Source organism: Baekduia sp. Peel2402 (assembly GCF_052567285.1).
Genome location: NZ_CP199582.1, coordinates 596,472 through 618,076, shown reverse-complemented (window position 1 = coordinate 618,076; position 21,605 = coordinate 596,472). Strand labels below are relative to the sequence as shown.

Genomic DNA, 21,605 nt, shown 5'->3' with positions numbered 1-21,605 from the left:
GGCGCCGCAGAACAAGGTTCCGCTGAGGCCTCCGGCGACGCCGCCGCAAACGCCGAAGAAGTAGATCGCTCAGTCCAGGTCCGGCCCGCGGTAGACGACTTCGCCGCCGACGATGGTTGCCACCGTCGGGAGCGCGAGCAGGTCGTCGGCGGGCGTGTCGACCGGGTCGTCGCCCAAGACGGTGATGTCGGCGAGGAAGCCGGGCGTGATCGACCCGAGGCGGTCGGCCATGTTGACGGTCGCCGCCGGTTGGACGGTGTAGCCCTCCAGCGCGGTGAGCGCGTCGATGGCCTGGTCGTCGTAGGCGTCGCGCGTCGTCTCGCCCGGCGGGCGGCGCAGGCGCGCCGCGCCCATGCCCTCGCGCCAGTCGAAGCGCGCGACCGGCCAGTCGGACCCCAGCGTGACGGTCGCGCCGGACTCGATCAGCGAGCGGATCGGGAAGGCGCGGTCGCAGCGCTCGGGGCCCAGGCGGCGCGACCAGTTGTCGGACCGGTCGGGCGCCAAGTGCATCATGTGCTGGGCCTGCATCGAGGCGATCACGTTCTCGGCGGCGAAGCGCGACAGGTCGTCGGGCTGGAGCGTCTCGATGTGCTCGATGCGGTGGCGGATCCCGGGCGCGGCACCGGACTTCTTGTAGGCGTTCAAGGCTTCCCGTACGCCTCGGTCGCCGCACGCGTGGGCGACGATCTGGAAGCCGTTGGACGCGAAGAACTCGACCGCGCGGAAGTACTTGTCGATGTCGGGCCAGAAGGCGCTCAGCCCGTCGCCCTCGGTGTCGGGCTCGACCAGCCAGCCGGTGCCGGTGTCGATCACGCCGTCGATGAACAGCTTGGCGACGCCGGCGCGCCAGCGGGCGCCGGACGCGTCGCGGTGGCGGGCGTACTCCTCCCAGGTCTCCTCGGGCGTGTCGGGGTTGGACCAGAACGGCATCACGATGCGCGTGCGCAGGTCGCCGTTGGCCTCCAGCTCGCGCAGCGTGTCCAGCGAGGCGACCGTGCCGTCCATGCCGTGCACGCCCGTGAGGCCCGCCGCCGCGAAGCGCTCCAGGTTGCCTTTGTTGAAGGCGTAGATCTCGGTGGGCGTGAGCGCCGGCATCGCCTCGCGGACCAGGCGCATCGCGCCCATCTCGCGCAGCTCGCCGGTGGGCGTGCCGGCGTCGTCGACGACGATCTCGGCGTGCTCGGCGAACGTGCGCGGCCCGTCGATCCCGGCCAGCTCCAGCGCACGCGGCGTGACCAACGCGGTGTGGAAGTCCATGAACGTCAACATCGCCGGCGCCCCGCCGGCCGCGTCGGCGATCAACTCACCGCTGATGCCCGTGTGCTCGAAGGCGTTGTAGTCCAAGCCGAAGCCGAGGATCCACTGGCCGGGCGCGCACTTGGCGCGCTCGGCGGCGACCGCGTCGCGGATGCCGTCCAGCGTGTGGACGTCGAGCAGGTCGACGCCGCGGGCATCCAACGCGCCCAGGAACGGGTGGACGTGGCTGTCGGTCAGGCCGGGGAGCACCGCGGCGCCCTTGAGGTCCAGCGTCTCGGCCGCGCCCGCGACGTCGCGGTCGTCGCCGACGACCGCGATCCGGTCGCCCTTGATCCCGATCGCGGTCGCCTTCGGATGATCGGGGTCGAGCGTCCGGACCCGGCCGTTGACCAGCGCGAGGTCGAGCTGTTCGTTCACGCGGCGACCTCCGCGGCCGGCGCGACGAGCGGCCACGGCCGCACCTGCTCCAGCGCGGCGCCGATCCGGAACGTCGTGAGGTCGTCGTAGGTGCGGCCGACGATCTGCACGCCGGTCGGGACGCCGTTGTCCGCAAAGCCGGAGGGCACGTTGAGCACCGGGCAGCGCGACATGATGTTAAACACCGGGGTCAGCGAGCCGTCGAAGTAGAAGTCGAGCTCGGTGCCGTCGACGACGAGCTTGGTGTCGGTGTAGTCGTCGCCGGCGATCAGGCCGCGGGTGGCGAGCGTGGGGCAGAGCAGCGCGTCGTAGCTCTCCAGCAACGCGCCGACGGGCAGGTACAGCTCGGCCTCGAGCGTCTGCTTCTCCATGATCGTGCCGCCCTCGGCGTAGTGGGCGACCTGCCGCGCGAAGTGCGCGGCGTAGACGGTGGCCTCGTCGGGGTGGGCGGCGGTCTCCTCGCCGATCCACGCGCCGAAGCCCAAGTGGAAGTGGATCGCGCTCGCACGGCGGACCTTGTCCCGCGGGACGACGAGGTCGACCTCCTCGACGATCGCGCCGGCCGCGCGCAGCGCCTCGGCGCAGGCCAGCGTGTTGGCGCGGATCTCGGGGTCGACGGCCCACGAGCCGAGGTCCGTGGAGACCGCGATGCGGAGGCCGTGCACCGACTCGTAGGCGTCGACCGGCAACACGTACTTCGGACGCAAGGACACGATGTCGGTCGGGTCCGGGCCGGCGATCGCGTTCTCGTACAACGCGGTGTCAGCGACCGTGCGCGCGAGCGGTCCGACGTGGCAGTAGACGTCGAGGTTGAACGGCGCCTCCTGGGGCACACGGCCGTAGGGCGGCTTGAAGCCGACGACGCCGTTGAACGACGCAGGGACGCGGATCGAGCCGCCGATGTCGCTGCCGGAGGCCAGCGTCGTGGTGCCGGAGGCGAGCGCGGCGCCGGCGCCGCCGCTGCTGCCGCCGACGCCGAACTCCGGGTTCCACGGGTTGCGCGTGATCCCGTGGATGTTCGAGTGCGTGAAGAACGCGCACGAGTACTCCGGCGCGGTGGTGCGGGCGTGGACGATCGCGCCCGCGTCGAGCATCCGCTGGGCGAAGTTGGAGGAGTGCTCGGCGACGAGGTCCTTGTAGGTCAACGAGCCCTGGGTCCAGGGCTGGCCGGCCACCGCCTCTTCTTCCTTAACTGCGAGCGGGATGCCTTCGAGCGCGCGCGGCTCGGGGCCGCCGCGCTCCGCCCAGGCGGCGTAGCGCTGCTCGGCGGCCTTGGCCTCGGCGCGCGCCTCCTCGTAGCGCTCGTGGACGAGCGCGTTGACGGTCGGCTCGACCTCGCCGGCGCGCGCGATCAGCGCGTCGAGCAACTCGACGGGGGAGAGGCTGCGCTCGCGGAAGCGCCTCAGCGCCTCGGTCGCGCTCATGGCGTACAGCTCGCTGCTCATCGGTCCTTCTTCGTGGGGTCGGCGTGGGCCTCGATCGCGTCGAGGAGGGCGTCGGTCGCGAGGTCGAAGGTCGCGTCCAAGTCGGGGAACAGGTGCGGCGCGACGGCGGCCGCGTGCGGGTGCGTGGTCTCGTCGAGCAGCGCGTAGACGCGGCGCATCGCGGTCGCGTCGCGCAGCTCGTTGCCGTTGGCGGCGTAGTAGAGGCCGGTGCCGACGACGTGGTTCTCCAGCACTTGGGTGAAGCGCGCGGCGTCGGCGTCGCTGAGGCCGCGCTCGCGCAGCAGGCCGAGCATGCGGTCGGCGATCGCTTGCAGGCTCGGCGTGTCGTCGGGCTGGGTGGCCAGCAGCAGCGCGAGGTCCGGGTGGTGGCGGTAGCGGTTGAGCGCGTGGCGCAGCTCGGCCTTCATCGTCTCCCGCCAGCCGAGCGCGGGGTCGGCGTCGGGCAGCGTCCCGAAGAGCCGGTCGGCCAGCTCGCGCAGCAGCTCGTCCTTGCTGGCGAAGTGGCGGTAGACCGCGGTCGGGTCGCTGCCCAGCGCGGTCCCGATCCGCCGCATCGTGACGGCGGCGACGCCCTCGGTCTCGGCGATCGCCTGCGCGGCATCGAGGATCCGCGGGCGGTCGAGGCGCGGGCGGGCGGAGGTCGGCACGGGCCGACCCTATGCGGCCGCCTACGCGAAAGTCAACAGTGTTGACATCGGTGTGGACGCGCGGGCCGGCGGCGGTGGACCGGGCGGCGCGACCGCTTCTCCTACGGCAGCCGCCGTCCCGTCAGCGTGGCGCAGGTCACACCCACCACGACGACCGCGCGCAGGACTGGACGCGGCAGCTTGGTCACGCGCAGGTGCGCCCAGTGGCGGCGCTGCAACAGCGCGAAGTCGCGGAAGGCGGGTGCGCCGTCGGCGCGCAGGCGGCCCGCGCGCTCGAGCGCGGCGAGGTCGCGCAGGAAGTCGTGGAAGCGACAGCCGGGCGTGAACGTGACGCGAGCTTGTAGGTCTTGGTCGCCGACCACCTGCCAGGAGTGCTCGGCGCCGTGGGGGATGACGATCGAGTCGCCGGCTGCGAGGTGGTGGGCGACGCCGTTGAGCGTGAACAGCAGGTGGCCGCCGAGGACCTCAAAGACCTCGTCGCTGTCGTCGTGGACGTGCGGGACGTTGGGGCGGTCCATCGGCGCGACGCTGAAGACGATGACGAGGTGGTCGGCGTCGGCGGCCATGACCTCGTGGCGCTGGCCGCTGGCGAAGGTGATGGTCTCGATCGGCGGCGGCGTGAGGGCGGCGATCGGCTCGGCGGTCAGGGTCGGGGTCATGTCGAGCAGCGTGCTTGACGGCGTCCGTCCCCGCATCGGGGGGTGCCCCAGTTCGTTCCCAGGTGGGGCTTACCGCACGGTGCGCCGCTCGAGCGCGAGCGACACGATGAAGATCGCCAGGCCGGCGAGCGCGAGGCCGACGGCGACGACCATCGGCGCGGTCAGCCCGAGGCCGGCGGCGAGCACGACGCCGCCGATCCACGCGCCGAGCGCGTTGGCCAGGTTGAACGCCGAGTGGTTCAGCGCGGCGCCGAGCGTCTGGGCGTCGCCCGCGACCTCCATCAGCCGCATCTGCAGTCCGGTCGGCAGCATCAGCGCCATCCCGAGGAAGAACACCGTGATCGGGGCGAGGATCGGGCTCGCGCTGGTGAACGCGAACGTCCCGAAGATCGCGGCCATCGCGAGGAACGCGCCGATCATCGCGGCGTGCGGGCGCCAGTCCATCAGCCGTCCGGCGAGCAGGTTCCCGGCGACCATGCCGGCGCCCCAGATCGCGAGCACGACCGGGACGAAGCCGAGGCTCAGGCCCGCGCGGTCGGTGAGGATCGGCGAGATGTAGGAGTAGACGGCGAACATCCCGCCGCCGCCGATCGCGCCGGTCGCGATCGCCAGCCAGACCTGCGGGCGGCGCAGCGCGGTCAGCTCGCGTCGGAAGGTCGCGGCCTGGTCGGCGGGCGCCCACGGGACGACGCGCAGGACGCTGGCGGCGGTGGCCGCGGCCAGGATGGCGGCGACCGCGAACGCGACGCGCCAGCCGAAGCCCTGCCCGATCCAGGTCGCCGCGGGGACGCCGATGACGTTGGCGACGCTCAGCCCGAGCAGCACGCGCGAGACCGCGCGCGCCTTCAGGCCGGGCGGGGCGAGGTCGGCGGCCACGAGCGAGGCGACACCGAAGTAGGCGCCGTGCGGCAGGCCCGCGAGGAAGCGCGCGCCCATCAGCGTGGCGTAGGACGGCGCGAAGGCGCTGAGCAGGTTGCCGAGCGCGTAGGCCACCATCAACGCGATGAGCAGCGTGCGGCGCGGGAAGCGCGCGCCGAGGCCCGCGAGCACCGGCGCGCCGACGACGACGCCGACCGCGTAGGCCGAGACGACGTGGCCGGCGGTCGGGATCGAGATGTCGACGCCGTCGGCGATCTGGGGCAGGAGGCCCATTGCCACGAACTCGGTCGTCCCGATCGCAAAGCCGCCGAGGGCGAGCGCCAGCACCGCCGCGCGCAGGGGCGGCGCGGCGGGAGCGGGAGCAGAGGACCGGGTCCGAGGTTCGCTGAGCAGAGCGGACACGCCCTTACACGTGTAGCGGACGTGCGGCGGACCGAACGTCGGACTTCACACACCTTCACGTCCCATCAGTCCGCTTTTGGGCCATCGACCCACTACCCTGGCGCGCCGCATGACTATGACTTCGCCGGATGGCGACACCGTCGGCTTCGCCGACCTCTCCCTCGCCCCCGAGCTGGTCGCAGCCCTCGCCTCCCTCGGCTACGAGGAGCCCACCCCGATCCAGCGCGAGGCGATCCCGGCGCTGCTGGAAGGGCGCGACCTGCTCGGCCAGGCGGCCACCGGCACCGGCAAGACCGCGGCGTTCGCGCTGCCGCTGCTACAGCGTCTGGGCCGCGGAGCGAACGGCGCCCCGCCGCGCGCGCTGGTCCTGGTCCCGACGCGCGAGCTGGCGACGCAGGTCGCCGAGGCCGTCCACCGCTACGGCCGCGATCTCGGCGTCCGCACGCTGGCGATCTACGGCGGGCAGCCGATCGTCCGCCAGCTCAAGGCGCTGGAGCGCGGGGTGGACGTCGTCATCGCCACGCCCGGTCGCGCGCTGGACCACATCCGGCGCCGGACGCTGAAGCCCGAGGGCCTGCAGACGATCGTCCTCGACGAGGCCGACGAGATGCTCGACATGGGCTTCGCCGAGGACATCGAGGCGATCCTCTCCGACACGCCCACCGACCGCCAGACCGTGCTGTTCAGCGCGACGATGCCGCCGCGCATCAACAAGATCGTCGGCACGCACCTCAACAACCCGGTCCGGATCCAGCTCGGCGGCGAGCGCCACGCGCCGGGCGAGGCGCCCAAGGTCCGCCAGAAGGCCTACGTCGTCCAGCGCGCCCACAAGCCGGCGGCTTTGGGCCGTGTGCTGGACGTCGAGTCGCCCGGCGCGACGATCGTCTTCTGCCGCACGCGCGCCGAGGTCGACCAGCTCACCGAGACGCTCAACGCCCGCGGCCAGCGCGCCGAGGCGCTGCACGGCGGCATGAGCCAGGAGCAGCGCACGCGCGCGATCGGCCGCCTGAAGAACGGGACGATCGAGCTGCTCGTCGCCACCGACGTCGCCGCGCGCGGGCTCGACGTCGACGTGCTCACCCACGTCGTCAACTACGACGTGCCGGCCGCGCCCGAGGCCTACGTGCACCGCATCGGGCGCGTCGGGCGCGCTGGGCGCGAGGGCACCGCGATCACGCTCGCCCAGCCGCGCGAGCACCGGATGTTGAAGGCGATCGAGCGCACGACGCGCCAGCCGATCGCGATCGAGAAGCTGCCGACGGTCGCCGACCTGCACGCGCGCCGCCTGGAGGCGACGACCGAGGCGCTGGCCGCGATCCTCTCCGAGGGCGGCGAGGCGCTGGACCAGTTCCGGGTGGTCGTCGAGACGCTCGGCGACGAGCACGACCCGATGGAGATCGCGCTGGCCGCCGTGGCGATGGCGCATCGCGCCGCTGGCGGTGGCGCGGCGGTCGAGGAGCACGAGGAGATCCCGGACCTGTCGGCGCCGCGGCCGCGGCCGGAGCGCTTCGACGACCGACGTCCGGGCAAGGGGCGGCCGGAGCGCGGCGAGCGGGGCGGGTTCAGCGAGCGCCCGGAGCGTCCGGGCAAGCGCGGCGGGCATCGCGACGCCGGCGGCGCGCCCACGACGAAGCTGTTCATCGGCGCCGGTCGCGAGCGCGGGATCCGGCCGCAGGACCTCGTCGGCGCGATCGCCAACGAGGCCGGGTTGAGCGGGCGGCAGATCGGCTCGATCGAGATCTCCGACCGGTTCTCGCTGGTCGAGGTGCCCGAGGCGGCGGCCGACCACGTCGTGGCCGCGCTGAGCAAGCGGACGATCAAGGGCCGCAAGACGACCGTCCGCCGGGAGGGCGCCCGCACGCGACGGTGGTAGCTTCTGCGGGCGGGCCGCACCGGAAAGCGGCCTTACCCGATCAGGAGCCCTCACGTGACGGAAGTGCGGGACCGGCGCTGGATCGCTGCGGCGCCGAAAGACGTCTGGAAGCTGCTGAGTACCATTGAGCGGTACCCCGACTGGTGCCCCTGGGCGCGCACGGTCGAGCATCCGGGCGGCCCGGCCGGGCTCGGCGTGGGCTACGAGACCCGCGCGGGGGAGTGGCGGATCGTGGAGTTCGACTCGCCCCGCCGCCAGGTCCACCGCGCCGAGCACGCGCGGCTGAGGCACTCGCTGGACCGCATCTTCGAGCTGCGCTCCGACGGCGCCGACGGCACGTGGCTAGAGCTGATCGTCCGCTATCACCCGGCGCTCGGCTGGGCCGGCGCTGCGCTGGACCGCGCGGTGCTGCGGCGCGCGGAGGCGCGGCGGCTGCCGCGGGCGCTGGACGCGATCGAGCGGCTACTGGCCGACCCGGGTTTGCGCGGCCTAGCCTGAGGGTCCAATCCCATTTGGAACCGACCCACAGGAGGACGCACAGCATGCCGGCCAAGGGCCACGCGCAGTGGAAGGGCGATCTGAAGAGCGGGAGCGGCACGTTCACCGCAGGCGACTCGATCTCGGGGGACTACTCCTTCAAGTCGCGCTTCGAAGACGGACCGGGCGCGAACCCCGAGCAGCTCATCGCCGGCGCCCACGCGTCGTGCTTCTCGATGGCGCTCTCCAACATGCTGGCGGAGGCGGGCACGCCGCCGGACTCGGTCGACACCGACGCGGTCGTGACGCTGCGACTGGTCGACGGCGCGCCGACGATCACCAAGATCGCGCTGACGACCGTCGGGCGCGTGCCGGGGATCGACGAGGCGAAGTTCGTGGAGACGGCAGAGGCGGCGAAGGCGGGCTGCCCGGTCAGCAAGGCGCTGGCGGGCGTGGAGGAGATCACCCTGGAGGCGTCGCTGGCGTCGGACTAGGCGCTTCGGCGCTCGCGTAGAGCGCCTCGATCGCGCGGGCCTGGCCGACGGCGTCGGCGCGGCCGAGCAGCGACGGGCGCTCGCCGCGGATCGCGGCCTCGAGGTCGGCGATCTGCAAGGCGTAGTGGTTGGCGCGCTCCTGGACGATGCGTTCCAGGGGCGCGCCGTCGTCGCGTCGCAGCTCGATCACCGGCTCGGACGCGTGCCACGGATCCGGGAGGCGGAGCGAGCCGGTCTCGCCGATCGCCTCCAGCTCGCCGCGGGGCGGGCCGAGGAACGCGCAGTCGAGCGTCGCCAGGACGTCGTCGGGGAAGGCGAGCAGGCCGGTGAGCGCGAGGTCGACGTCGTCGCCGCCACGGATCCGCTGGGCCTGGGCGGCGACCGGCTCGGCGCCCGCCAGCGTGCGGGCGCCGGAGACGCAGTAGCAACCGACGTCCATGAGCGCGCCGCCGTCCAGCGCGCGCTGGAGGCGCGGGTCGCCGTCGGCGACGATGCCGCCGCCCGCGAACGTCGCGCGGATCAGGCGCAGGCGGCCGATCGCCCCGTCGGCGATCAGGCGCTGGGCGGCCGCGACCTGCGGATGGTGGCGCCACATGAAGCCCTCGGCGAGGATCCGATCGCAGGCGTCGGCGACGTCGAACGCGCGCTCGACGTCGGCGGCGCGGCGTGAGAGCGGCTTCTCGCAGAGCACGTGCTTGCCGGCCTCCAGCGCGCGGATCGCCCACGGCAGGTGGAGGCTGTTGGGCAGCGAGATGTACACGATCTCGACGTCCGGGTCGGCGAGCAACGCCTCGTAGGAGCCGTACGCGCGCGGGATGCCGCGAGCGGCGGCGTACTCGCTGGCCCGCGCCGCGTCGCGCGAGGCCACCGCGACGACGTCGGCGTTGCCCGCGCCGAGGATCGCGTCGTTGATCCGGGCGGTTGACAGCAGTCCCCAGCGCATTGTCCGTGAGCCTAGGGGTGTGAGCCTAGGGGTAGGTCTCGGGTCATGCCCACGCTGTCCGAGCTGGAGGCCGCCGTCCGGACGGTCGCCGATACCGCCGCCACCCGCCGCGCCGAGTGGGACGCCCTGGACGCCGCGACCGGCGATGGCGACTTCGGCTCCACGCTGCACCGCGGCTTCGCGGCGGTCCTCGAGGGCTGGGACGCGCTGGACCGCGACAGCGAGCGCGCGTTCCTGGCCGACGTCAGCCGCGTGCTCGCCGCGGCGATGGGCGGGACGTCGGGGCCGATCTGGTCGGTCGGCGTGCTGCGCGCGGGCGTGGTGGCCGGCGAGGGCGGTGACGTGGACGCGATGCTCACCGCCGCGGTCGACGGCATCCAAGCGCTGGGCGAGGCCCAGCGCGGCGACAAGACGTTGTTGGATGCCTTGATCCCCGCGGCCGAAGCGGCGCGCGGCGACGGCGACGTGGCCGGCGCCGCGCTGGAGGGCGCCGAGGCGACCCGCGAGCTGCGTGCCCGGCGCGGCCGCGGGGCCTACGCCGGCCACCGCACGGTCGGGACCGCCGACCCGGGTGCGGTGGCGATCGCGGTCCTGGCGGTCACGTTAAGCGCGGGCGACGGGGACGCGCAGCGCCTGGAGGCGCTGCACCGGGTGGGCGAGAACGCCGGGGAAGCGGCTGCGAGCGGCTCCGGCGACGCCGATGCGCCGGCGAAGCGCGCGACGACCAAGCAGCTCGTCAACCGGCCCCAGGACGCCGCGCGGGAGGCGCTCGAAGGGCTCGCGCTGGCGCACGGCGATCTCGTCGCGTGGGACGGCGAGCGGCGGATCCTGACGCGTGCAGACGGGCCGGCCCGCGACGCGGTTGCGCTCATGAGCGGCGGCGGCTCCGGGCACGAGCCGCTGCACGGCGGGTTCATCGGCGACGGGATGCTGACGGCGGTCGCGCCGGGCGAGGTCTTCGCGTCTCCGTCGGTCGACCAGGTGCTCGCGGCGATCCGCGCGGCCGACGGCGGCGCGGGCGTCTTGCAGATCATCAAGAACTACACGGGCGACGTCCTCAACTTCCGCCTGGCGGGCGAGCTGGCGCGCGAGGAAGGCCTACAGGTCGATGCGGTGATCGTCGCCGACGACGTGGCGTCGGGTGGCGAAGAGCACGGGGTCGGACGACGGGGCACGGGCGCGACGCTCGTGGTCGAGAAGGTCGCGGGCGCGCGGGCCGCGGCGGGCGGGTCGCTGGAGGAGGTCGCGGCGGTCGCGCGGCGCGCGGCGGACCGCAGCGCGTCGATGGGCCTCGCGCTGCACCCGTGCTCGCCGCCCGGCGCCGGGCCGCTGTTCGCGCTCGGCGACGAGGAGGTCGAGATGGGCGTCGGCATCCACGGCGAGCTGGGCACCGAGCGGATCCCGTACGCGCCGGTCGACGAGCTGGTCACGACCATCGTCGATCGGCTGCTCGGCGATCTGGAGCCCGCCGACGGCACGCCGCTGCTGGCGTTCGTCAACGGCTTCGGCGGCAGCGCCGCGCTCGAGTTGTACATCGTCTATCGCGCGCTCTCACGCACCCTCGGCGACCGCGGCCTCACGGTCGCGCGCTCGCTCGTCGGCGACTACGTCACGTCCTTGGACATGGCGGGCATGTCCATCACCTTGACCGCGCTCGACGACGAGCTGACCACGCTCTGGGACGCGCCCGTCAGGACGCCGGCTTTGCGCTGGTGAGGACCTTCGGCAGCCACGCCGCGACCGCCGCGTGGACGGCCGGAAGGTCCTTCTTGAGCCCGTGGTCGCCCGGGATCTGCGCGACCTGGCGGCGGCCGCGTCCGCGGCGGGCCGGCGGCATCCCGAAGCGGTCGTTGACGCCCTGGACGATCAGCATCGGCACGCGCACCGCGTCGAGCTCGGGCAGACGCGTCTTGGGCTCGGCGTCGGGATCGCGCTGGGGCGGGTGCAACGGGAAGGCCAAGCACAACACACCAAGGGCGCTGGTCGCCGCGGCGGTCCGGCACGCCACGCGCGCGCCGGACGAGCGCCCGCCGCTCAGCGTGGGCAGGCCGTGGAGCACGCCGCCGTCCGCCGTCAGCGCGGCGTGCACCGCCAGCCAGGAGGAGTCCAGGTGTCCGGCGGGCGCCGCGCTGCGTCGGCCCGCCACGCGGTAGGGCTGCTCGATCCGGGCGACGGTGACGCCGGCCTCCACTGCGGCGTCGGTCGCGGCCAGGAGGTCCGGCGCGTCGATCGTCCCGCCGGCGCCGTGACCGAGCAGCAGCGCGGCGCGCGCGTCGCCGGCGGCAGCGCGGATGTGCGCACGGGCCGGGCCGTGCGGCGTGTCGATCTCCAGGACCTCGTCGTCGGGCACCGTGCCACCATACGTCGCGATGCACGATGCCTCCGCGCCGGTGCGGGTCGACAAGTGGCTGTGGGCCGCGCGGCTGGTCAAGACGCGCGCCCTCGGGTCCGAGGCCGCCAAGGGCGGACGGGTCGAGGTCAACGGCGTGGTCGTCAAGCCGAGCAAGGACGTCAAGCCCGGCGACGAGCTGGTCTACGCCAACGGGCCGGTGAAGATCGTCGTGCGGATCAAGGCGACCGCCGAGCGGCGCGGCTCCGCAGCCGTGGCGGCGACGCTCTTCGACGAGACGCCGGAGTCGGTCGCCGCGCGCGAGGCGTTCCGCGACCAGCGGCGGCTGGAGCTGCAGTCGATCCCGCGCTCGCAATACGACGACGGCGGCGCGCGCCCGACCAAGCGCGACCGGCGTCGCTTCGACCAGCAGCGCAGCGCCGCCCGGCAGCCGCGCGACGAGGACTAGACCCGCTCGCGCTGGCGCGCGCGCTGCATCCGGCGCACGACCGGATGCGAGATCGCGACCAGCAGGATGAAGCCGCCGATCGTCGCCCAGATCAGCGGGTCGGTCGCCGAGAAGTGCTCCAGGCGCGAGCCGAGGATCACCGCGATCGCGATCAGCGGCAGCTCGCCGATCGCGGTCGTCCACGCGAAGCGGGCGAACGGCACGCGCGTCGCGCCGGCGACGTAGCCGACGAAGCTGAACGGGACGATCGGCAGCAACCGCATCAACAAGAGCGCGAGCCAGCCGCCGCGCTCGATCGCGCGCTCGGCCGAGGCGGTGCGCTCGTCGCCCGCGATCCGCGTCAGCAGCGGCCGGCCGGCGACGTGGCCGATGGCGTAGGTGATGAGCGCGCTCAGCCACCAGCCGGTCGCGCAGATCACCAGCCCGCCCGCGATCCCGTAGGTGAAGCCCGCGACCAAGTTGGTGATCTCGGCCGGGAAGATCACGACCGCGTGCGCCAGCATCAAGGCGTACAACAAGACGATGCCACCGACGCCGGTGCCGCGGAGCTGCTCGCGCAGCGCGGTCGTGTCGCCGTGCGCGGCGTGCGAGAGCGCCTCGCGCACGGGGTGGATCAGCAGGCAGAGGCCAACCAGGAGGACGACGGTCCCGGCGATCGCGGCGAGGTGCGACCGCCGGGCGCCCATGGCACTAACGGATGCCGACGAGGTCGACGACGAAGACCAGCGTCTCGTCGGGACCGATGACCGGCGGGGCGCCGCGCTTGCCGTAGCCGAGCATCGGCGGGATCGTGATCCGGCGGCGGCCGCCGACCTTCATCCCGGCGACGCCCTGGTCCCAGCCCTGGATGACCTGGCCCTTGCCGAGGCCGAACTTGAACGTGTCGCCGCGGTCCCATGACGCGTCGAACTGGTCACCGGTCGCCCATGAGACGCCGACGTAATGCACTTCGACGAGGTGGCCGGACGCGGCCTCGGGGCCGTCGCCGACCTCAATGTCCTCGATCTCGAGCTGGTAGGACGGGGCGCCGCCGGGGACGCTGACTTCGGGCTTCTCGTTAGGGGCCATGAGGCGCCAGGCTATCCACCCGCGCGCACCACGTCGTAGCCATCTGCCTGAAGGGCAGCGATGACGGTGTCGCGGTGATCGCCCTGCAGCTCGATGACGCCGTCTTTGGCCGAGCCGCCCACGCCGCAGCGCTTCTTGAGCTTGGCGGCGAGGTCGCGGATCTCGTTGTCGTTGAGCGGCAGGTTGAAGACGGTGGTGACGCCTTTGCCCTTGCGGCCGGCGATCTCGCGGCGGACCTTCACGGGGCCGCTCGTGGCGCGCTTGACGGTCTTGGGGTCCCGGGCCTTGCGGAGGTCGCCGTCGGAGGACGACCACACCATGTTGGGCTCGCTGCTGCGCTTGGGCATCGTCGCCTCAGGACGCTACCGCGGCGCGGACCTGCGTGAGGATCCCGTCCAGCGCGGCTTCGAGCGGCCAGATCGCCTGCTCGGTGCGGGTGAGCAGGAGGCCGCCTTGGAGCGTGGCGAAGATGGCGGCTCCGACGCGCTCGGGGTCGCGGGCGCCGATGCGCTCCAGGCCGGCCTGGAGCTGGAGGCGCCAGTCGCGCATGTAGGCCTCGACGTCGTGGGCGAGCTCGGCATCGGTGGCGGCGGCCTCGGCCGACAGCGAGCCGATCGGGCAGCCGAAGCGCGGCTGGGCGCGGTAGTGGGCGAGGATCGCGGCAGCCCACTGCTCCCAGGACGCGATCGTGTCCAGCGCGGCGAGCGCGGGCTGCTGGGCGTCGTGGACGCGCTGGGCCTGGAAGGCGACGACCGCGCGGACCAGCTCGGCCTTGCCGCCGGGGAAGTAGTGGAAGAGCTGGGACTTGCTCGTGGTGGTGGCGGCGCGGACGTCGTCGAGGCTGGTGCCGCCGATGCCGGCGGCAAGGATGTGGTCGGCGGTGGCCTCGACGATCCGGGCGCGGGTGGCCTCGCCCTTGGCGGTGAGCTGCTGCTGCTGCGTCGTCACGTCTTGACACGATAGTGGACCGTGCGGTCCAGTCGTGTGCTATCTCTTTTGGACCATGGAGTCCAGAACAGCTTTGGTAACCGGATCGACCAGCGGCATCGGCCGCGCGATCGCCGTGGCGTTGGCCGCCGACGGACTGCGCGTGGCGGTGAGCGGGCGCGACGCGGCGCGCGGTGAGGCGGTCGCGGAGGAGATCGGCGGCGTCTTCGTCGCCGCGGACCTGGGGGAGAGCGCGGCGGCGGCGCGGACGCTGGCGGCGCGCGCGACCGAGGCGCTCGGTGGGCAGATCGACGTCTTGGTCAACAACGCCGGCGTTTACCCGAGCGGCGCGACGGCGGAGCTCAGCGATGCCGATGCGGACGCGCTGCTGGCCGTCAACGTGCGGGCGCCGCACGCGCTGGTGGCGGCGATCGCGCCCGCGATGGCCGCGCGCGGCGACGGCGTGATCGTCAACGTCGGCTCGTGGATCTCGCGCGTCGGGATGCCGCAGGGCGCGCTGTACGGCGCGACGAAGGCAGCTGTCGAGCAGCTGACGCGCTCGTGGGCCGCGGAGTTCGGGTCCTCCGGCGTGCGGGTCAACGCGGTCTCGCCGGGTGTGACGCGCACCGAGGGCACGGCGGGCGCCGCGGCGGTTCTCGACGCGATGGCCGCCCGGACGCCCGCGGGGCGTGTCGGCGAGCCTGAGGACGTCGCGGCGGCAGTCGCCTGGCTGGCCTCCGACGGCGCTCGGTTCGTGCACGGCGCGACGATCGACGTGGATGGGGGTGCCTTGAACACGTATGCGGCGTGAGTAGGCTCCGGGCCATGGCGTACACCAACGCAGAGGGCCGGCAGCAGTTGCTCGACGAGCTCGGCGGCGCGGTCGATGCGATCGCGATCGCGATCGCCGCCCTCGGCGAGGCCTATGAGCTGCTCGACGAGCAGACCGCCGACAAGCTCGAGGAGCTGCTGTTCCGCCCGGCGCAGGCGGCGTCGGGCCGGGCGAAGCGCACCTACGGCGACTTCGCCACCAAGCACGGCTTCCCACCGCGGTCGTTTGCCCCGGGCAGCGCGCCGCACGCCCACCGACCGAAGGACCACATCGACAACGCCGTCTCCGCGCTGGAGCGGGCCGGCGCCGAGCTGGGCGAGCTACAGGACTCGATGCTGCCGGTCGAGGTCGGCGACGCCGAGGTGCGGGCCGGGATCTCCGAGACGCGCGCGTTGTTGGGGCCCTTGCCGCACGCGGCGCACGAGCTGGAACGCCGGCTCGGGCGCTAGCCCTCCGCGGCCTCGCTCGCCTCGAGCCACGCGGCTTCGAGGTCGTCGCGTTCGCCGGCCAGCGTGGCCAGCTCCTCGTTGAGCGCGCGGAGGCGATCGAAGTCGGTGGCGGCCTGCGCCATCGCCTCGTGGAGCTCGGTTTCGCGGGTGGCGAGCTTGTCGAGCGCGCGTTCGAGGCGGGCGATCTCCTTGCGGGCGTCGCGCGCGGCGCCGCCCGCGCCGGCCTTGCGCTCGGCGGGAGCGGCTGCTGCGGCGACCGCGGAGTCCGTCGCCTCCGCGGCGTGGCGGAGCTCCAGGTACTGGTCGATCCCGCCGGGCAGGTGGCGGATATCGCCGTCGCCCATCAAGGCGTACACGTTGTCGGTCACGCGCTCGACGAAGTAGCGGTCGTGGCTGACGACGATCATCGTGCCCGACCAGCCGTCGAGCAGGTCCTCCAGCGCGGTGAGCGTGTCGATGTCGAGGTCGTTGGTCGGCTCGTCCAACACCAACACATTGGGTTCGTCCATGAGCAACCGCATCAACTGCAAGCGCCGTCGCTCGCCGCCGCTCAAGTCCTTGACCAACGTCCGCGCCCGCTCGCCGCGGAACCCGAAGCGCTCGGCGAGCTGCCCGGAGGTGATCTCGACGCCGTCGGCCAGCGTCGCCCGCCCGCGCACCGACGCCACCGACTCCAGGACGTTCTGGTCGCCCGGGATCTCGGTGACCTCCTGCGACAGGTAGGCCAAGCGCACGGTCTGGCCACGGTCGACGTGGCCGCCGTCGGGCTTTTGGATATCCGCGAGGATCCGGATCAGCGACGTCTTGCCCGAGCCGTTGACGCCAACCAACGCGACACGGTCGCCTGGGCCTAGGCGCCACGTGAGGTGGCGCAGGAGCGGCGGCGCGTCGGCGCCATAACGCAAGCTGATGTCCTCGGCCTCCAGGACCTTGTTGCCCAGCCGCCGCGCGGCGAAGCGCAGCAGCTCGGCGGCGTCGCGCGCCTCGGGCTCGTCGGCGATCAGCGCGTTGGCGGCCTCGATCCGGAACTTCGGCTTCGACGTCCGCGCCGGCGGCCCGCGCCGCAGCCACGCCAGCTCCTTGCGCATCAGCTGCTGGCGGCGCTCCTCACGCGAGGCGGCCTGTCGGTCGCGCTCAGCGCGGGCCAGGACATAGGCCGCGTAGCCACCCTCGTACTGATCGACGCCGCCGTCGTGGACCTCCCACGTGGCGGTGCACACGGCGTCCAGGAACCAGCGGTCGTGCGTGACGACCAGCAGCGTCCCGCGGCGCGCCGCCAGATGGGCGGCCAGCCAGGCGACGCCCTCGACGTCGAGGTGGTTGGTCGGCTCGTCCAACAACAACAGGTCGGGGTTGTCGATCAAGGACTTCGCCAGCGCGATCCGGCGCCGCTCGCCGCCGCTCAGCGGGGCGATCGTCGTGTCGAGGCCCTGCGGGAAACGGTCGATCCCGACACCGCCGAGCAGCCCGTCGAGCACGGTCCGGAAACGCGCGTCGGCCTGCCACTCGTGGTCGGCGCGGCCGCCGACGAGCTCGGCGCGGATCGTGGCCGTCGGATCAAGATCATCGCCTTGGCCGAGGACGCCGATCGAGACGCCGCCCGAGCGCGTCACGGCGCCCGCGTCCGGCTCCTCGGAGCCCGCGATCAAGGCCATCAACGTGGACTTGCCGTCGCCGTTGCGCCCAACGACGCCAACGCGGTCGCCTTCCGCGAGGCCCAGCGTGACGCCGGTCAGGACGGTGCGGGCCGCGTAGCCCTTGACCACGTCCTTGAGGTTGACGAGGTTGCGCGCGGGGGCGGCCATCTACTGGGTCACCGCCACTTCGCCGCCGAGCGAGAACGGCGGGACGAGGCCGACGCGGTCACCGCTCCAGAACTTGCCCGGGTCATACCAGGACGCGGGGCGCTTCTTGGGCAGCAGGCCCATGTGCTGGAACGTGGTCGCGACCAGCTCGGCGCAGTAGATCGTCTCCAGCTGCGCCTCGCGCCGGCGCACGCGGCCGGTCAGCCAGTTGCGAAACAGGCCGGCGGTGGTGGGGAACGTGCGGCCGTCGAAGCGGTCGAGGACCTCCATGAGGCGGTCCTCGTGATCGCGGGTGAGCGCGCCGCCGTCGAGCAGGCGGACCCACGCGCGCTGGCCGTACTTGTCGTGCCAGGTCGTGACCGCGTCGCGCAGCAGGTGCAGCTGGACGCCGCGCTGGTGCTCGCCGGACCACACGTCGGGCAGCGAGCGGCCCAGCTCGGCGTGCCACAGCAGCGGCGGCAGGTCGTCGATCGCGATCGCCATCCCGACGTGGTTGACGGGCGCGTTGGTCATCGTCTGGATCGCGCGATCGGCGAACGACCGGCCGCGGAACAGCCAGACGTCGCCGGTCGCCGCGGTGGCGACGGCCTCGTCGAGGGACAACGCGGGGACGCGGTCGGTCACCACCCGTAACCTACGCGACCGATGGCCCTGCCCTGGAAGCTCCTCGGGCTCGCCGGCCTGGCGGGCGTCGCCGCGACCGGCGTGGTCGTGGCCCGTCGCCGCCGCGCGACCACCGACGTCCCGCCCGACGTGCTGCGCGATCGCCTCCACCAACGGCTCGCGGAGGTCAAACCCGCGCCGTGACGCCGACCGCCGACCCGCCGGACGACGCGCTCCTGCGCCCTTCCGACGTCGCTGCCTGGCTGGACGTCGACGAGACCTGGGTCGTGACCGCGATCACCCGCGAGGACCTGCCCGTCATGGGCTACACCTCCACCGGCGAGCCGGTCGTCTGCGCCTCGGAGGTACGAGCCTGGCTGCGGCGCCCGGATCCGTTCGGCGACACGACCTAGGGGTTGAGCGTGACCGCGAGGTCACCGGCTTCGCGGGTGACCAGCGCGTCGTCGCGCAGCAGGCCGCCGACGCCGGAGGCCGGCATGCTGCGAGTGCCGAGCGCGTCCCGGACCCACAGCTCCTCGCCGTGGAGCCAGGCCACGGAGCCGTGAGCGTCGACGACGGCGTCGTTGGGCTCGTACTGCTCGGTGAGCGTGGTGATCCACCCGGTGGACGCGTTGAGGAGGTAGGCCCCTTGGTGCACCTTCTGGATCCAGCCGAAGACGACGTGCTGCCCTTCGACGTCAAGCACCTGCGCCCATTCGGCCTGCGGCAGGTAGGTCGTGCGCCCGGTGGCGCGCAGACATGCCGTGTGCGGCCAGGCCTGCCGGTCGAAGTCGATGTCGAGGGTGCCGTAGTCGCTCCAGAAGCACGCGGACGGTCGGACGGCGGAGAGGTCGACGAGACGCGGCGCGCCGTTGCGCCGCCAGCGCAGGATGCCGTCACGCAGCGTGATCTGATCGAGGCGCGCGCGGCCGTCGATCTTGCGGCGCCCGAGGCCCGGTCGCCAGGCCATGAGCCCGTTGCCGGCGGTCCAGGCCACGCCGCCGGCGGGATCGACGGTCCACCACGTCGCCTCCATTCCCATGTCGTGCCGGCGACCGCCGTGGAGGGCGTCGTCGACCACGAGGATCTGCGGCGGGAAGGCGTAGGGGTCGGTGAAGCGCATCACGTAAGCGACGCGCGTCCCGGCGAGGCGCAGGCCGACCAGGGCCGTTGGCTGGTCGGCGTATCGGTCGAGGACGACGATCGTCCGGCGGCGGCCGGTGCGCCGAGAGCAGCCGGTGACGGTCTGGCGCGCGGTGGAGCGGACGGTGTTGGCGAGCACGGTCGCCTGCGCGGAGCGGGCGAGGAGCTGCTCGCCGGCGTGACGCTGGCAGCGGTCGGCGGCGGAGGCGGGTGTCGTGGTCACGGCAAGCAGCGTGAGGGCGAGGAGCAGGCGTCTCATGGACAGTGAGAACGGCTCACTGGCGATGGGGTTGCGCGAAAGGGCCGGGCACGACAAGGTTCGCGACCGCCCAGCGACGTGTTTTCCCTGGAGGGCGGGGTAGAGGAGGCTTGATGACCGACGCCGGACGCCGTGACATCGATGGTGCGATTGCTGGGCTCGCGGGCAAGTTGCCCGGTGAGTTGGAAGTGCTCGCGCGGGTGGCCTACAACTACGCGTGGGCGTGGGATCCGGATGGCGATGCGCTGTTCGGGGATGTGGACCCGGATCGGTGGGTCTCGTGTGCGGGCAACCCGGTGCGGTTGCTGCAGGAGGCCAGCGCGGAGCGGCTGAGCGCCGCGGCCTCCGACGCCGCGATCCTTGAGCGCGCCGACGCGCTGGATCGGCGGCTGGCCGAGCACCGCGCCGCGCCGCCGTCGCGGCCGGGCGCCCCGGTCGCCTACTTCTGCGCGGAGTACGCGATCCACGCCTCGCTGCCGATCTACTCCGGCGGCCTGGGCGCGTTGGCCGGCGACCTGGTCAAGGAGGCCAGCGATCGCGCGCTGCCGTTCGTGGCGATCGGCCTGCTCTACCGCCAGGGCTACTTCCGCCAGCGGATCGACATGTCCGGCTGGCAGCGCGAGTACTGGCTGGACACCGACGCCGAGCGGCTGCCTGCGGCGCTCGTGCGCGGCGACGACGGCGAGCCGCTCACGGTCACCGTCCCGGTACGCGACGAGACGATCGTCGCCCAGATCTGGCGGGTCGACGTCGGCCGCGTCCCGATGTACCTGCTCGACGCCGAGCGGCCCGAGAACTCCGCGTTCGCGCGCTTCACGACCTCGCAGCTGTACGTCGGCTCGCCCGAGGTGCGACTCAACCAATACGCCTTGCTCGGGATCGGCGGCCGGCGCGCGCTGGCCGCGCTGGGGATCGAGCCCGAGGTCATCCACCTCAACGAGGGCCATGCCGCGTTCGGGTCCCTGGAGGAGCCGGGCGCGACGATCGAAGACGTGGTCGCCTCGTCCCGCCCGCACACGGTCTTCACCACGCACACGCCGGTCCCGGCCGGCAACGACGCCTATCCCGGCGGCGAGGTCGCGCTGCTGCTGGAGCCGCTCATCGAGCAGCGCGGCTTCGGCGACGAGTCGGTCCTCGCGCTCGGTCGCACGCACCCCGAGGACGAGCACGAGCCGTTCGGGATCACGCAGCTGGCGATCCGCACCTCACGGGCGACCAACGCGGTCAGCCGCCGCCACGGCGAGGTCGCGCGCGAGATGTGGCAGGAGCTGTGGCCCGGGACGCCGGTCGACGACGTCCCGATCACGCACGTCACCAATGGCGTGCACGTGCCGACCTGGATCGGCGGGCCGATGCGCGGGCTGCTGGACCGCTACCTCGGCGACGGCTGGATCACGCGCGCGGCGGACCCGGCGACGTGGGACGGCGTCGACGCGATCCCCGACGACGAGCTGATGGCGGTGCGCCGCGAGCAGCGCAGCGCTTTGGTCGACCTCGTGCGTGACCGGATCCCGCGCGACCGGCTGGTGCGTGGCGAGGAGCGCAGCTTCGTGCAGGCGGCCGAGGTCGCCTTCGACCCGGACGCGCTGACGCTCGGCTTCGCCCGCCGCGTGGCGACCTACAAGCGCTTGTCGCTGATGGTCCACGACGCCCAGCGCGCGCTGGACCTGTTCCGCGGCGACCGGCCGGTGCAGCTGATCCTCGCCGGCAAGGCGCACCCGAAGGACGAGCCCGGCAAGCAGCTCATCCAGCAGCTCCTGCACCTGCGCGGGGCGGAGGGCACCGAGTCGCGCGTGATCTTCCTCGCGGACTACGACCTGGCCAGCGCCGCGCGGCTGGTCGGCGGCTGCGACGTCTGGGTCAACCTGCCGCGGCCGCCGCTGGAGGCGTCGGGCACGTCGGGGATGAAGTCCGTGCTCAACGGCGGCTTGCAGTTGTCCGTGTTGGACGGCTGGTGGGCCGAGGGCTACGACGGGACCAACGGCTGGGCGCTGCCCGGCGAGGTCGACCACGACCACCAGGCCCAGGACGCCCGCGACGCGGCCACGTTGTACCGCTTGCTCGAGGACGAGGTCGTCCCGGAGTTCTACGCCGGCGACGGCGCCTGGGTGCGGCGCGTCAAGGCCTCGTTGAAGACGTGCGGGCCGCAGTTCTCGGCGACGCGCATGTTGCAGGACTACGAGAGCAAGATGTACGCGACGGCGGACGTGCCGGCGTAGGCGCGGGCG

24 protein-coding genes are annotated in these 21,605 nt (G+C 73.2%); 10 read left to right on the top strand and 14 right to left on the bottom strand.

The window, feature by feature from the left end; genetic code table 11:
* Positions 1-69: 69 nt before the first annotated feature.
* From ACT01A_RS03045 to ACT01A_RS03025, 5 genes are all read right to left on the bottom strand, one after another.
* Positions 70-1,674 (bottom strand): amidohydrolase, encoded by a 1,605-nt coding sequence (locus ACT01A_RS03045; protein ID WP_445150770.1) that lies wholly within the window; start codon positions 1,672-1,674, stop codon positions 70-72.
* Positions 1,671-3,119, bottom strand: coding sequence for an amidase (locus ACT01A_RS03040; protein ID WP_445150769.1), 1,449 nt, complete (start codon positions 3,117-3,119; stop codon positions 1,671-1,673). The genes ACT01A_RS03045 and ACT01A_RS03040 overlap by 4 nt, the downstream gene beginning before the upstream one ends.
* On the bottom strand, positions 3,116-3,766 hold the full coding sequence (locus ACT01A_RS03035; RefSeq protein WP_445150768.1) for a TetR/AcrR family transcriptional regulator: 651 nt from the start codon (positions 3,764-3,766) through the stop codon (positions 3,116-3,118). The genes ACT01A_RS03040 and ACT01A_RS03035 overlap by 4 nt, the downstream gene beginning before the upstream one ends.
* A 101-nt stretch (positions 3,767-3,867) precedes the next feature.
* Positions 3,868-4,425: a cupin domain-containing protein gene (locus ACT01A_RS03030; RefSeq protein WP_445150767.1), complete on the bottom strand. Its 558-nt coding sequence runs from the start codon at positions 4,423-4,425 to the stop codon at positions 3,868-3,870.
* Positions 4,426-4,494: 69 nt separating this feature from the next.
* Positions 4,495-5,697 (bottom strand): MFS transporter, encoded by a 1,203-nt coding sequence (locus ACT01A_RS03025; RefSeq protein ID WP_445152789.1) that lies wholly within the window; start codon positions 5,695-5,697, stop codon positions 4,495-4,497.
* Between the two features lie 124 nt (positions 5,698-5,821).
* Between ACT01A_RS03025 and ACT01A_RS03020 the strand changes: the two genes are divergently transcribed.
* Genes ACT01A_RS03020 through ACT01A_RS03010 form a run of 3 tightly spaced genes read left to right on the top strand, consistent with a single transcriptional unit; the run spans position 5,822 to position 8,550 of the window.
* Positions 5,822-7,579, top strand: coding sequence for a DEAD/DEAH box helicase (locus ACT01A_RS03020; RefSeq protein WP_445150766.1), 1,758 nt, complete (start codon positions 5,822-5,824; stop codon positions 7,577-7,579).
* Positions 7,580-7,633: 54 nt separating this feature from the next.
* Positions 7,634-8,077: an SRPBCC family protein gene (locus ACT01A_RS03015; RefSeq protein ID WP_445150765.1), complete on the top strand. Its 444-nt coding sequence runs from the start codon at positions 7,634-7,636 to the stop codon at positions 8,075-8,077.
* 44 nt (positions 8,078-8,121) lie between these two features.
* Positions 8,122-8,550 (top strand): OsmC family protein, encoded by a 429-nt coding sequence (locus ACT01A_RS03010; RefSeq protein ID WP_445150764.1) that lies wholly within the window; start codon positions 8,122-8,124, stop codon positions 8,548-8,550.
* On the opposite strand, the gene ACT01A_RS03005 is transcribed toward ACT01A_RS03010, so the two are convergent.
* Positions 8,519-9,493 carry a Gfo/Idh/MocA family protein gene (locus tag ACT01A_RS03005; RefSeq protein ID WP_445150763.1) on the bottom strand — a complete coding sequence of 325 codons (975 nt, stop codon included), beginning with the start codon at positions 9,491-9,493 and terminating at the stop codon, positions 8,519-8,521. The genes ACT01A_RS03010 and ACT01A_RS03005 overlap by 32 nt on opposite strands.
* Before the next feature lie 45 nt (positions 9,494-9,538).
* On the opposite strand from ACT01A_RS03005, the gene ACT01A_RS03000 reads away from it, so the two are divergent.
* Positions 9,539-11,209: a dihydroxyacetone kinase subunit DhaK gene (locus ACT01A_RS03000; RefSeq protein ID WP_445150762.1), complete on the top strand. Its 1,671-nt coding sequence runs from the start codon at positions 9,539-9,541 to the stop codon at positions 11,207-11,209.
* Here the strand turns inward: ACT01A_RS03000 and ACT01A_RS02995 are convergent.
* Positions 11,184-11,843 carry an alpha/beta hydrolase family protein gene (locus ACT01A_RS02995; RefSeq protein ID WP_445150761.1) on the bottom strand — a complete coding sequence of 220 codons (660 nt, stop codon included), beginning with the start codon at positions 11,841-11,843 and terminating at the stop codon, positions 11,184-11,186. The two genes, ACT01A_RS03000 and ACT01A_RS02995, sit on opposite strands and share 26 nt — an antisense overlap.
* 19 nt (positions 11,844-11,862) lie before the next feature.
* Between ACT01A_RS02995 and ACT01A_RS02990 the strand changes: the two genes are divergently transcribed.
* Positions 11,863-12,291, top strand: a complete 429-nt coding sequence (locus ACT01A_RS02990) for an RNA-binding S4 domain-containing protein (RefSeq protein ID WP_445150760.1) — start codon at positions 11,863-11,865, stop codon at positions 12,289-12,291.
* Here ACT01A_RS02990 and ACT01A_RS02985 read toward each other — a convergent pair.
* From ACT01A_RS02985 to ACT01A_RS02970, 4 genes are read right to left on the bottom strand one after another with little or no spacing between them, the layout of a single operon-like run.
* Complete coding sequence (locus ACT01A_RS02985; protein WP_445150759.1) at positions 12,288-12,977, bottom strand: TVP38/TMEM64 family protein; 690 nt, start codon at positions 12,975-12,977, stop codon at positions 12,288-12,290. The genes ACT01A_RS02990 and ACT01A_RS02985 overlap by 4 nt on opposite strands.
* Positions 12,978-12,981: 4 nt before the next feature.
* Complete coding sequence (locus tag ACT01A_RS02980) at positions 12,982-13,359, bottom strand: FKBP-type peptidyl-prolyl cis-trans isomerase (RefSeq protein WP_445150758.1); 378 nt, start codon at positions 13,357-13,359, stop codon at positions 12,982-12,984.
* Between the two features lie 11 nt (positions 13,360-13,370).
* The gene (locus tag ACT01A_RS02975) at positions 13,371-13,706 is read right to left on the bottom strand and encodes a translation initiation factor (protein ID WP_445150757.1); all 336 of its coding nucleotides are present in this window, start codon (positions 13,704-13,706) and stop codon (positions 13,371-13,373) included.
* 7 nt (positions 13,707-13,713) lie between these two features.
* On the bottom strand, positions 13,714-14,307 hold the full coding sequence (locus ACT01A_RS02970; protein WP_445150756.1) for a TetR/AcrR family transcriptional regulator: 594 nt from the start codon (positions 14,305-14,307) through the stop codon (positions 13,714-13,716).
* 55 nt (positions 14,308-14,362) lie between these two features.
* On the opposite strand from ACT01A_RS02970, the gene ACT01A_RS02965 reads away from it, so the two are divergent.
* Positions 14,363-15,097, top strand: coding sequence for an SDR family NAD(P)-dependent oxidoreductase (locus ACT01A_RS02965; protein WP_445150755.1), 735 nt, complete (start codon positions 14,363-14,365; stop codon positions 15,095-15,097).
* Between the two features lie 14 nt (positions 15,098-15,111).
* The gene (locus ACT01A_RS02960; protein WP_445150754.1) at positions 15,112-15,567 is read left to right on the top strand and encodes a hypothetical protein; all 456 of its coding nucleotides are present in this window, start codon (positions 15,112-15,114) and stop codon (positions 15,565-15,567) included.
* Here the strand turns inward: ACT01A_RS02960 and ACT01A_RS02955 are convergent.
* Together ACT01A_RS02955 and ACT01A_RS02950 are read right to left on the bottom strand one after the other, a co-directional pair.
* Positions 15,564-17,372, bottom strand: coding sequence for an ABC-F family ATP-binding cassette domain-containing protein (locus ACT01A_RS02955; protein ID WP_445150753.1), 1,809 nt, complete (start codon positions 17,370-17,372; stop codon positions 15,564-15,566). The genes ACT01A_RS02960 and ACT01A_RS02955 overlap by 4 nt on opposite strands.
* Complete coding sequence (locus tag ACT01A_RS02950) at positions 17,373-17,996, bottom strand: hypothetical protein (protein WP_445150752.1); 624 nt, start codon at positions 17,994-17,996, stop codon at positions 17,373-17,375.
* A 21-nt stretch (positions 17,997-18,017) separates the two neighbouring features.
* On the opposite strand from ACT01A_RS02950, the gene ACT01A_RS02945 reads away from it, so the two are divergent.
* Positions 18,018-18,179, top strand: coding sequence for a hypothetical protein (locus ACT01A_RS02945; RefSeq protein ID WP_445150751.1), 162 nt, complete (start codon positions 18,018-18,020; stop codon positions 18,177-18,179).
* Positions 18,176-18,388 (top strand): hypothetical protein, encoded by a 213-nt coding sequence (locus ACT01A_RS02940; RefSeq protein ID WP_445150750.1) that lies wholly within the window; start codon positions 18,176-18,178, stop codon positions 18,386-18,388. Before ACT01A_RS02945 ends, ACT01A_RS02940 begins: the two co-directional genes overlap by 4 nt.
* Here the strand turns inward: ACT01A_RS02940 and ACT01A_RS02935 are convergent.
* Complete coding sequence (locus ACT01A_RS02935; protein ID WP_445150749.1) at positions 18,385-19,377, bottom strand: hypothetical protein; 993 nt, start codon at positions 19,375-19,377, stop codon at positions 18,385-18,387. The two genes, ACT01A_RS02940 and ACT01A_RS02935, sit on opposite strands and share 4 nt — an antisense overlap.
* A gap of 113 nt (positions 19,378-19,490) precedes the next feature.
* Here ACT01A_RS02935 and glgP point away from each other — a divergent pair, with 113 nt between their 5' ends.
* Complete coding sequence (gene glgP, locus ACT01A_RS02930) at positions 19,491-21,596, top strand: alpha-glucan family phosphorylase (RefSeq protein WP_445150748.1); 2,106 nt, start codon at positions 19,491-19,493, stop codon at positions 21,594-21,596.
* Positions 21,597-21,605: the final 9 nt, after the last annotated feature.

Coding starts and splice junctions, on each gene's coding strand:
- ACT01A_RS02980 (WP_445150758.1), bottom strand. CDS start 13,359: ATGGCCCCTAACGAGAAGCCCGAAGTCAGCGTCCCCGGCGGCGCCCCG.
- ACT01A_RS03010 (WP_445150764.1), top strand. CDS start 8,122: ATGCCGGCCAAGGGCCACGCGCAGTGGAAGGGCGATCTGAAGAGCGGG.
- glgP (WP_445150748.1), top strand. CDS start 19,491: ATGACCGACGCCGGACGCCGTGACATCGATGGTGCGATTGCTGGGCTC.
- ACT01A_RS02985 (WP_445150759.1), bottom strand. CDS start 12,977: ATGGGCGCCCGGCGGTCGCACCTCGCCGCGATCGCCGGGACCGTCGTC.
- ACT01A_RS03000 (WP_445150762.1), top strand. CDS start 9,539: ATGCCCACGCTGTCCGAGCTGGAGGCCGCCGTCCGGACGGTCGCCGAT.
- ACT01A_RS02945 (WP_445150751.1), top strand. CDS start 18,018: ATGGCCCTGCCCTGGAAGCTCCTCGGGCTCGCCGGCCTGGCGGGCGTC.
- ACT01A_RS02990 (WP_445150760.1), top strand. CDS start 11,863: ATGCACGATGCCTCCGCGCCGGTGCGGGTCGACAAGTGGCTGTGGGCC.
- ACT01A_RS03020 (WP_445150766.1), top strand. CDS start 5,822: ATGACTTCGCCGGATGGCGACACCGTCGGCTTCGCCGACCTCTCCCTC.
- ACT01A_RS02965 (WP_445150755.1), top strand. CDS start 14,363: ATGGAGTCCAGAACAGCTTTGGTAACCGGATCGACCAGCGGCATCGGC.
- ACT01A_RS02975 (WP_445150757.1), bottom strand. CDS start 13,706: ATGCCCAAGCGCAGCAGCGAGCCCAACATGGTGTGGTCGTCCTCCGAC.
- ACT01A_RS03005 (WP_445150763.1), bottom strand. CDS start 9,493: ATGCGCTGGGGACTGCTGTCAACCGCCCGGATCAACGACGCGATCCTC.
- ACT01A_RS02935 (WP_445150749.1), bottom strand. CDS start 19,377: ATGAGACGCCTGCTCCTCGCCCTCACGCTGCTTGCCGTGACCACGACA.
- ACT01A_RS02960 (WP_445150754.1), top strand. CDS start 15,112: ATGGCGTACACCAACGCAGAGGGCCGGCAGCAGTTGCTCGACGAGCTC.
- ACT01A_RS02955 (WP_445150753.1), bottom strand. CDS start 17,372: ATGGCCGCCCCCGCGCGCAACCTCGTCAACCTCAAGGACGTGGTCAAG.
- ACT01A_RS03040 (WP_445150769.1), bottom strand. CDS start 3,119: ATGAGCAGCGAGCTGTACGCCATGAGCGCGACCGAGGCGCTGAGGCGC.
- ACT01A_RS03030 (WP_445150767.1), bottom strand. CDS start 4,425: ATGACCCCGACCCTGACCGCCGAGCCGATCGCCGCCCTCACGCCGCCG.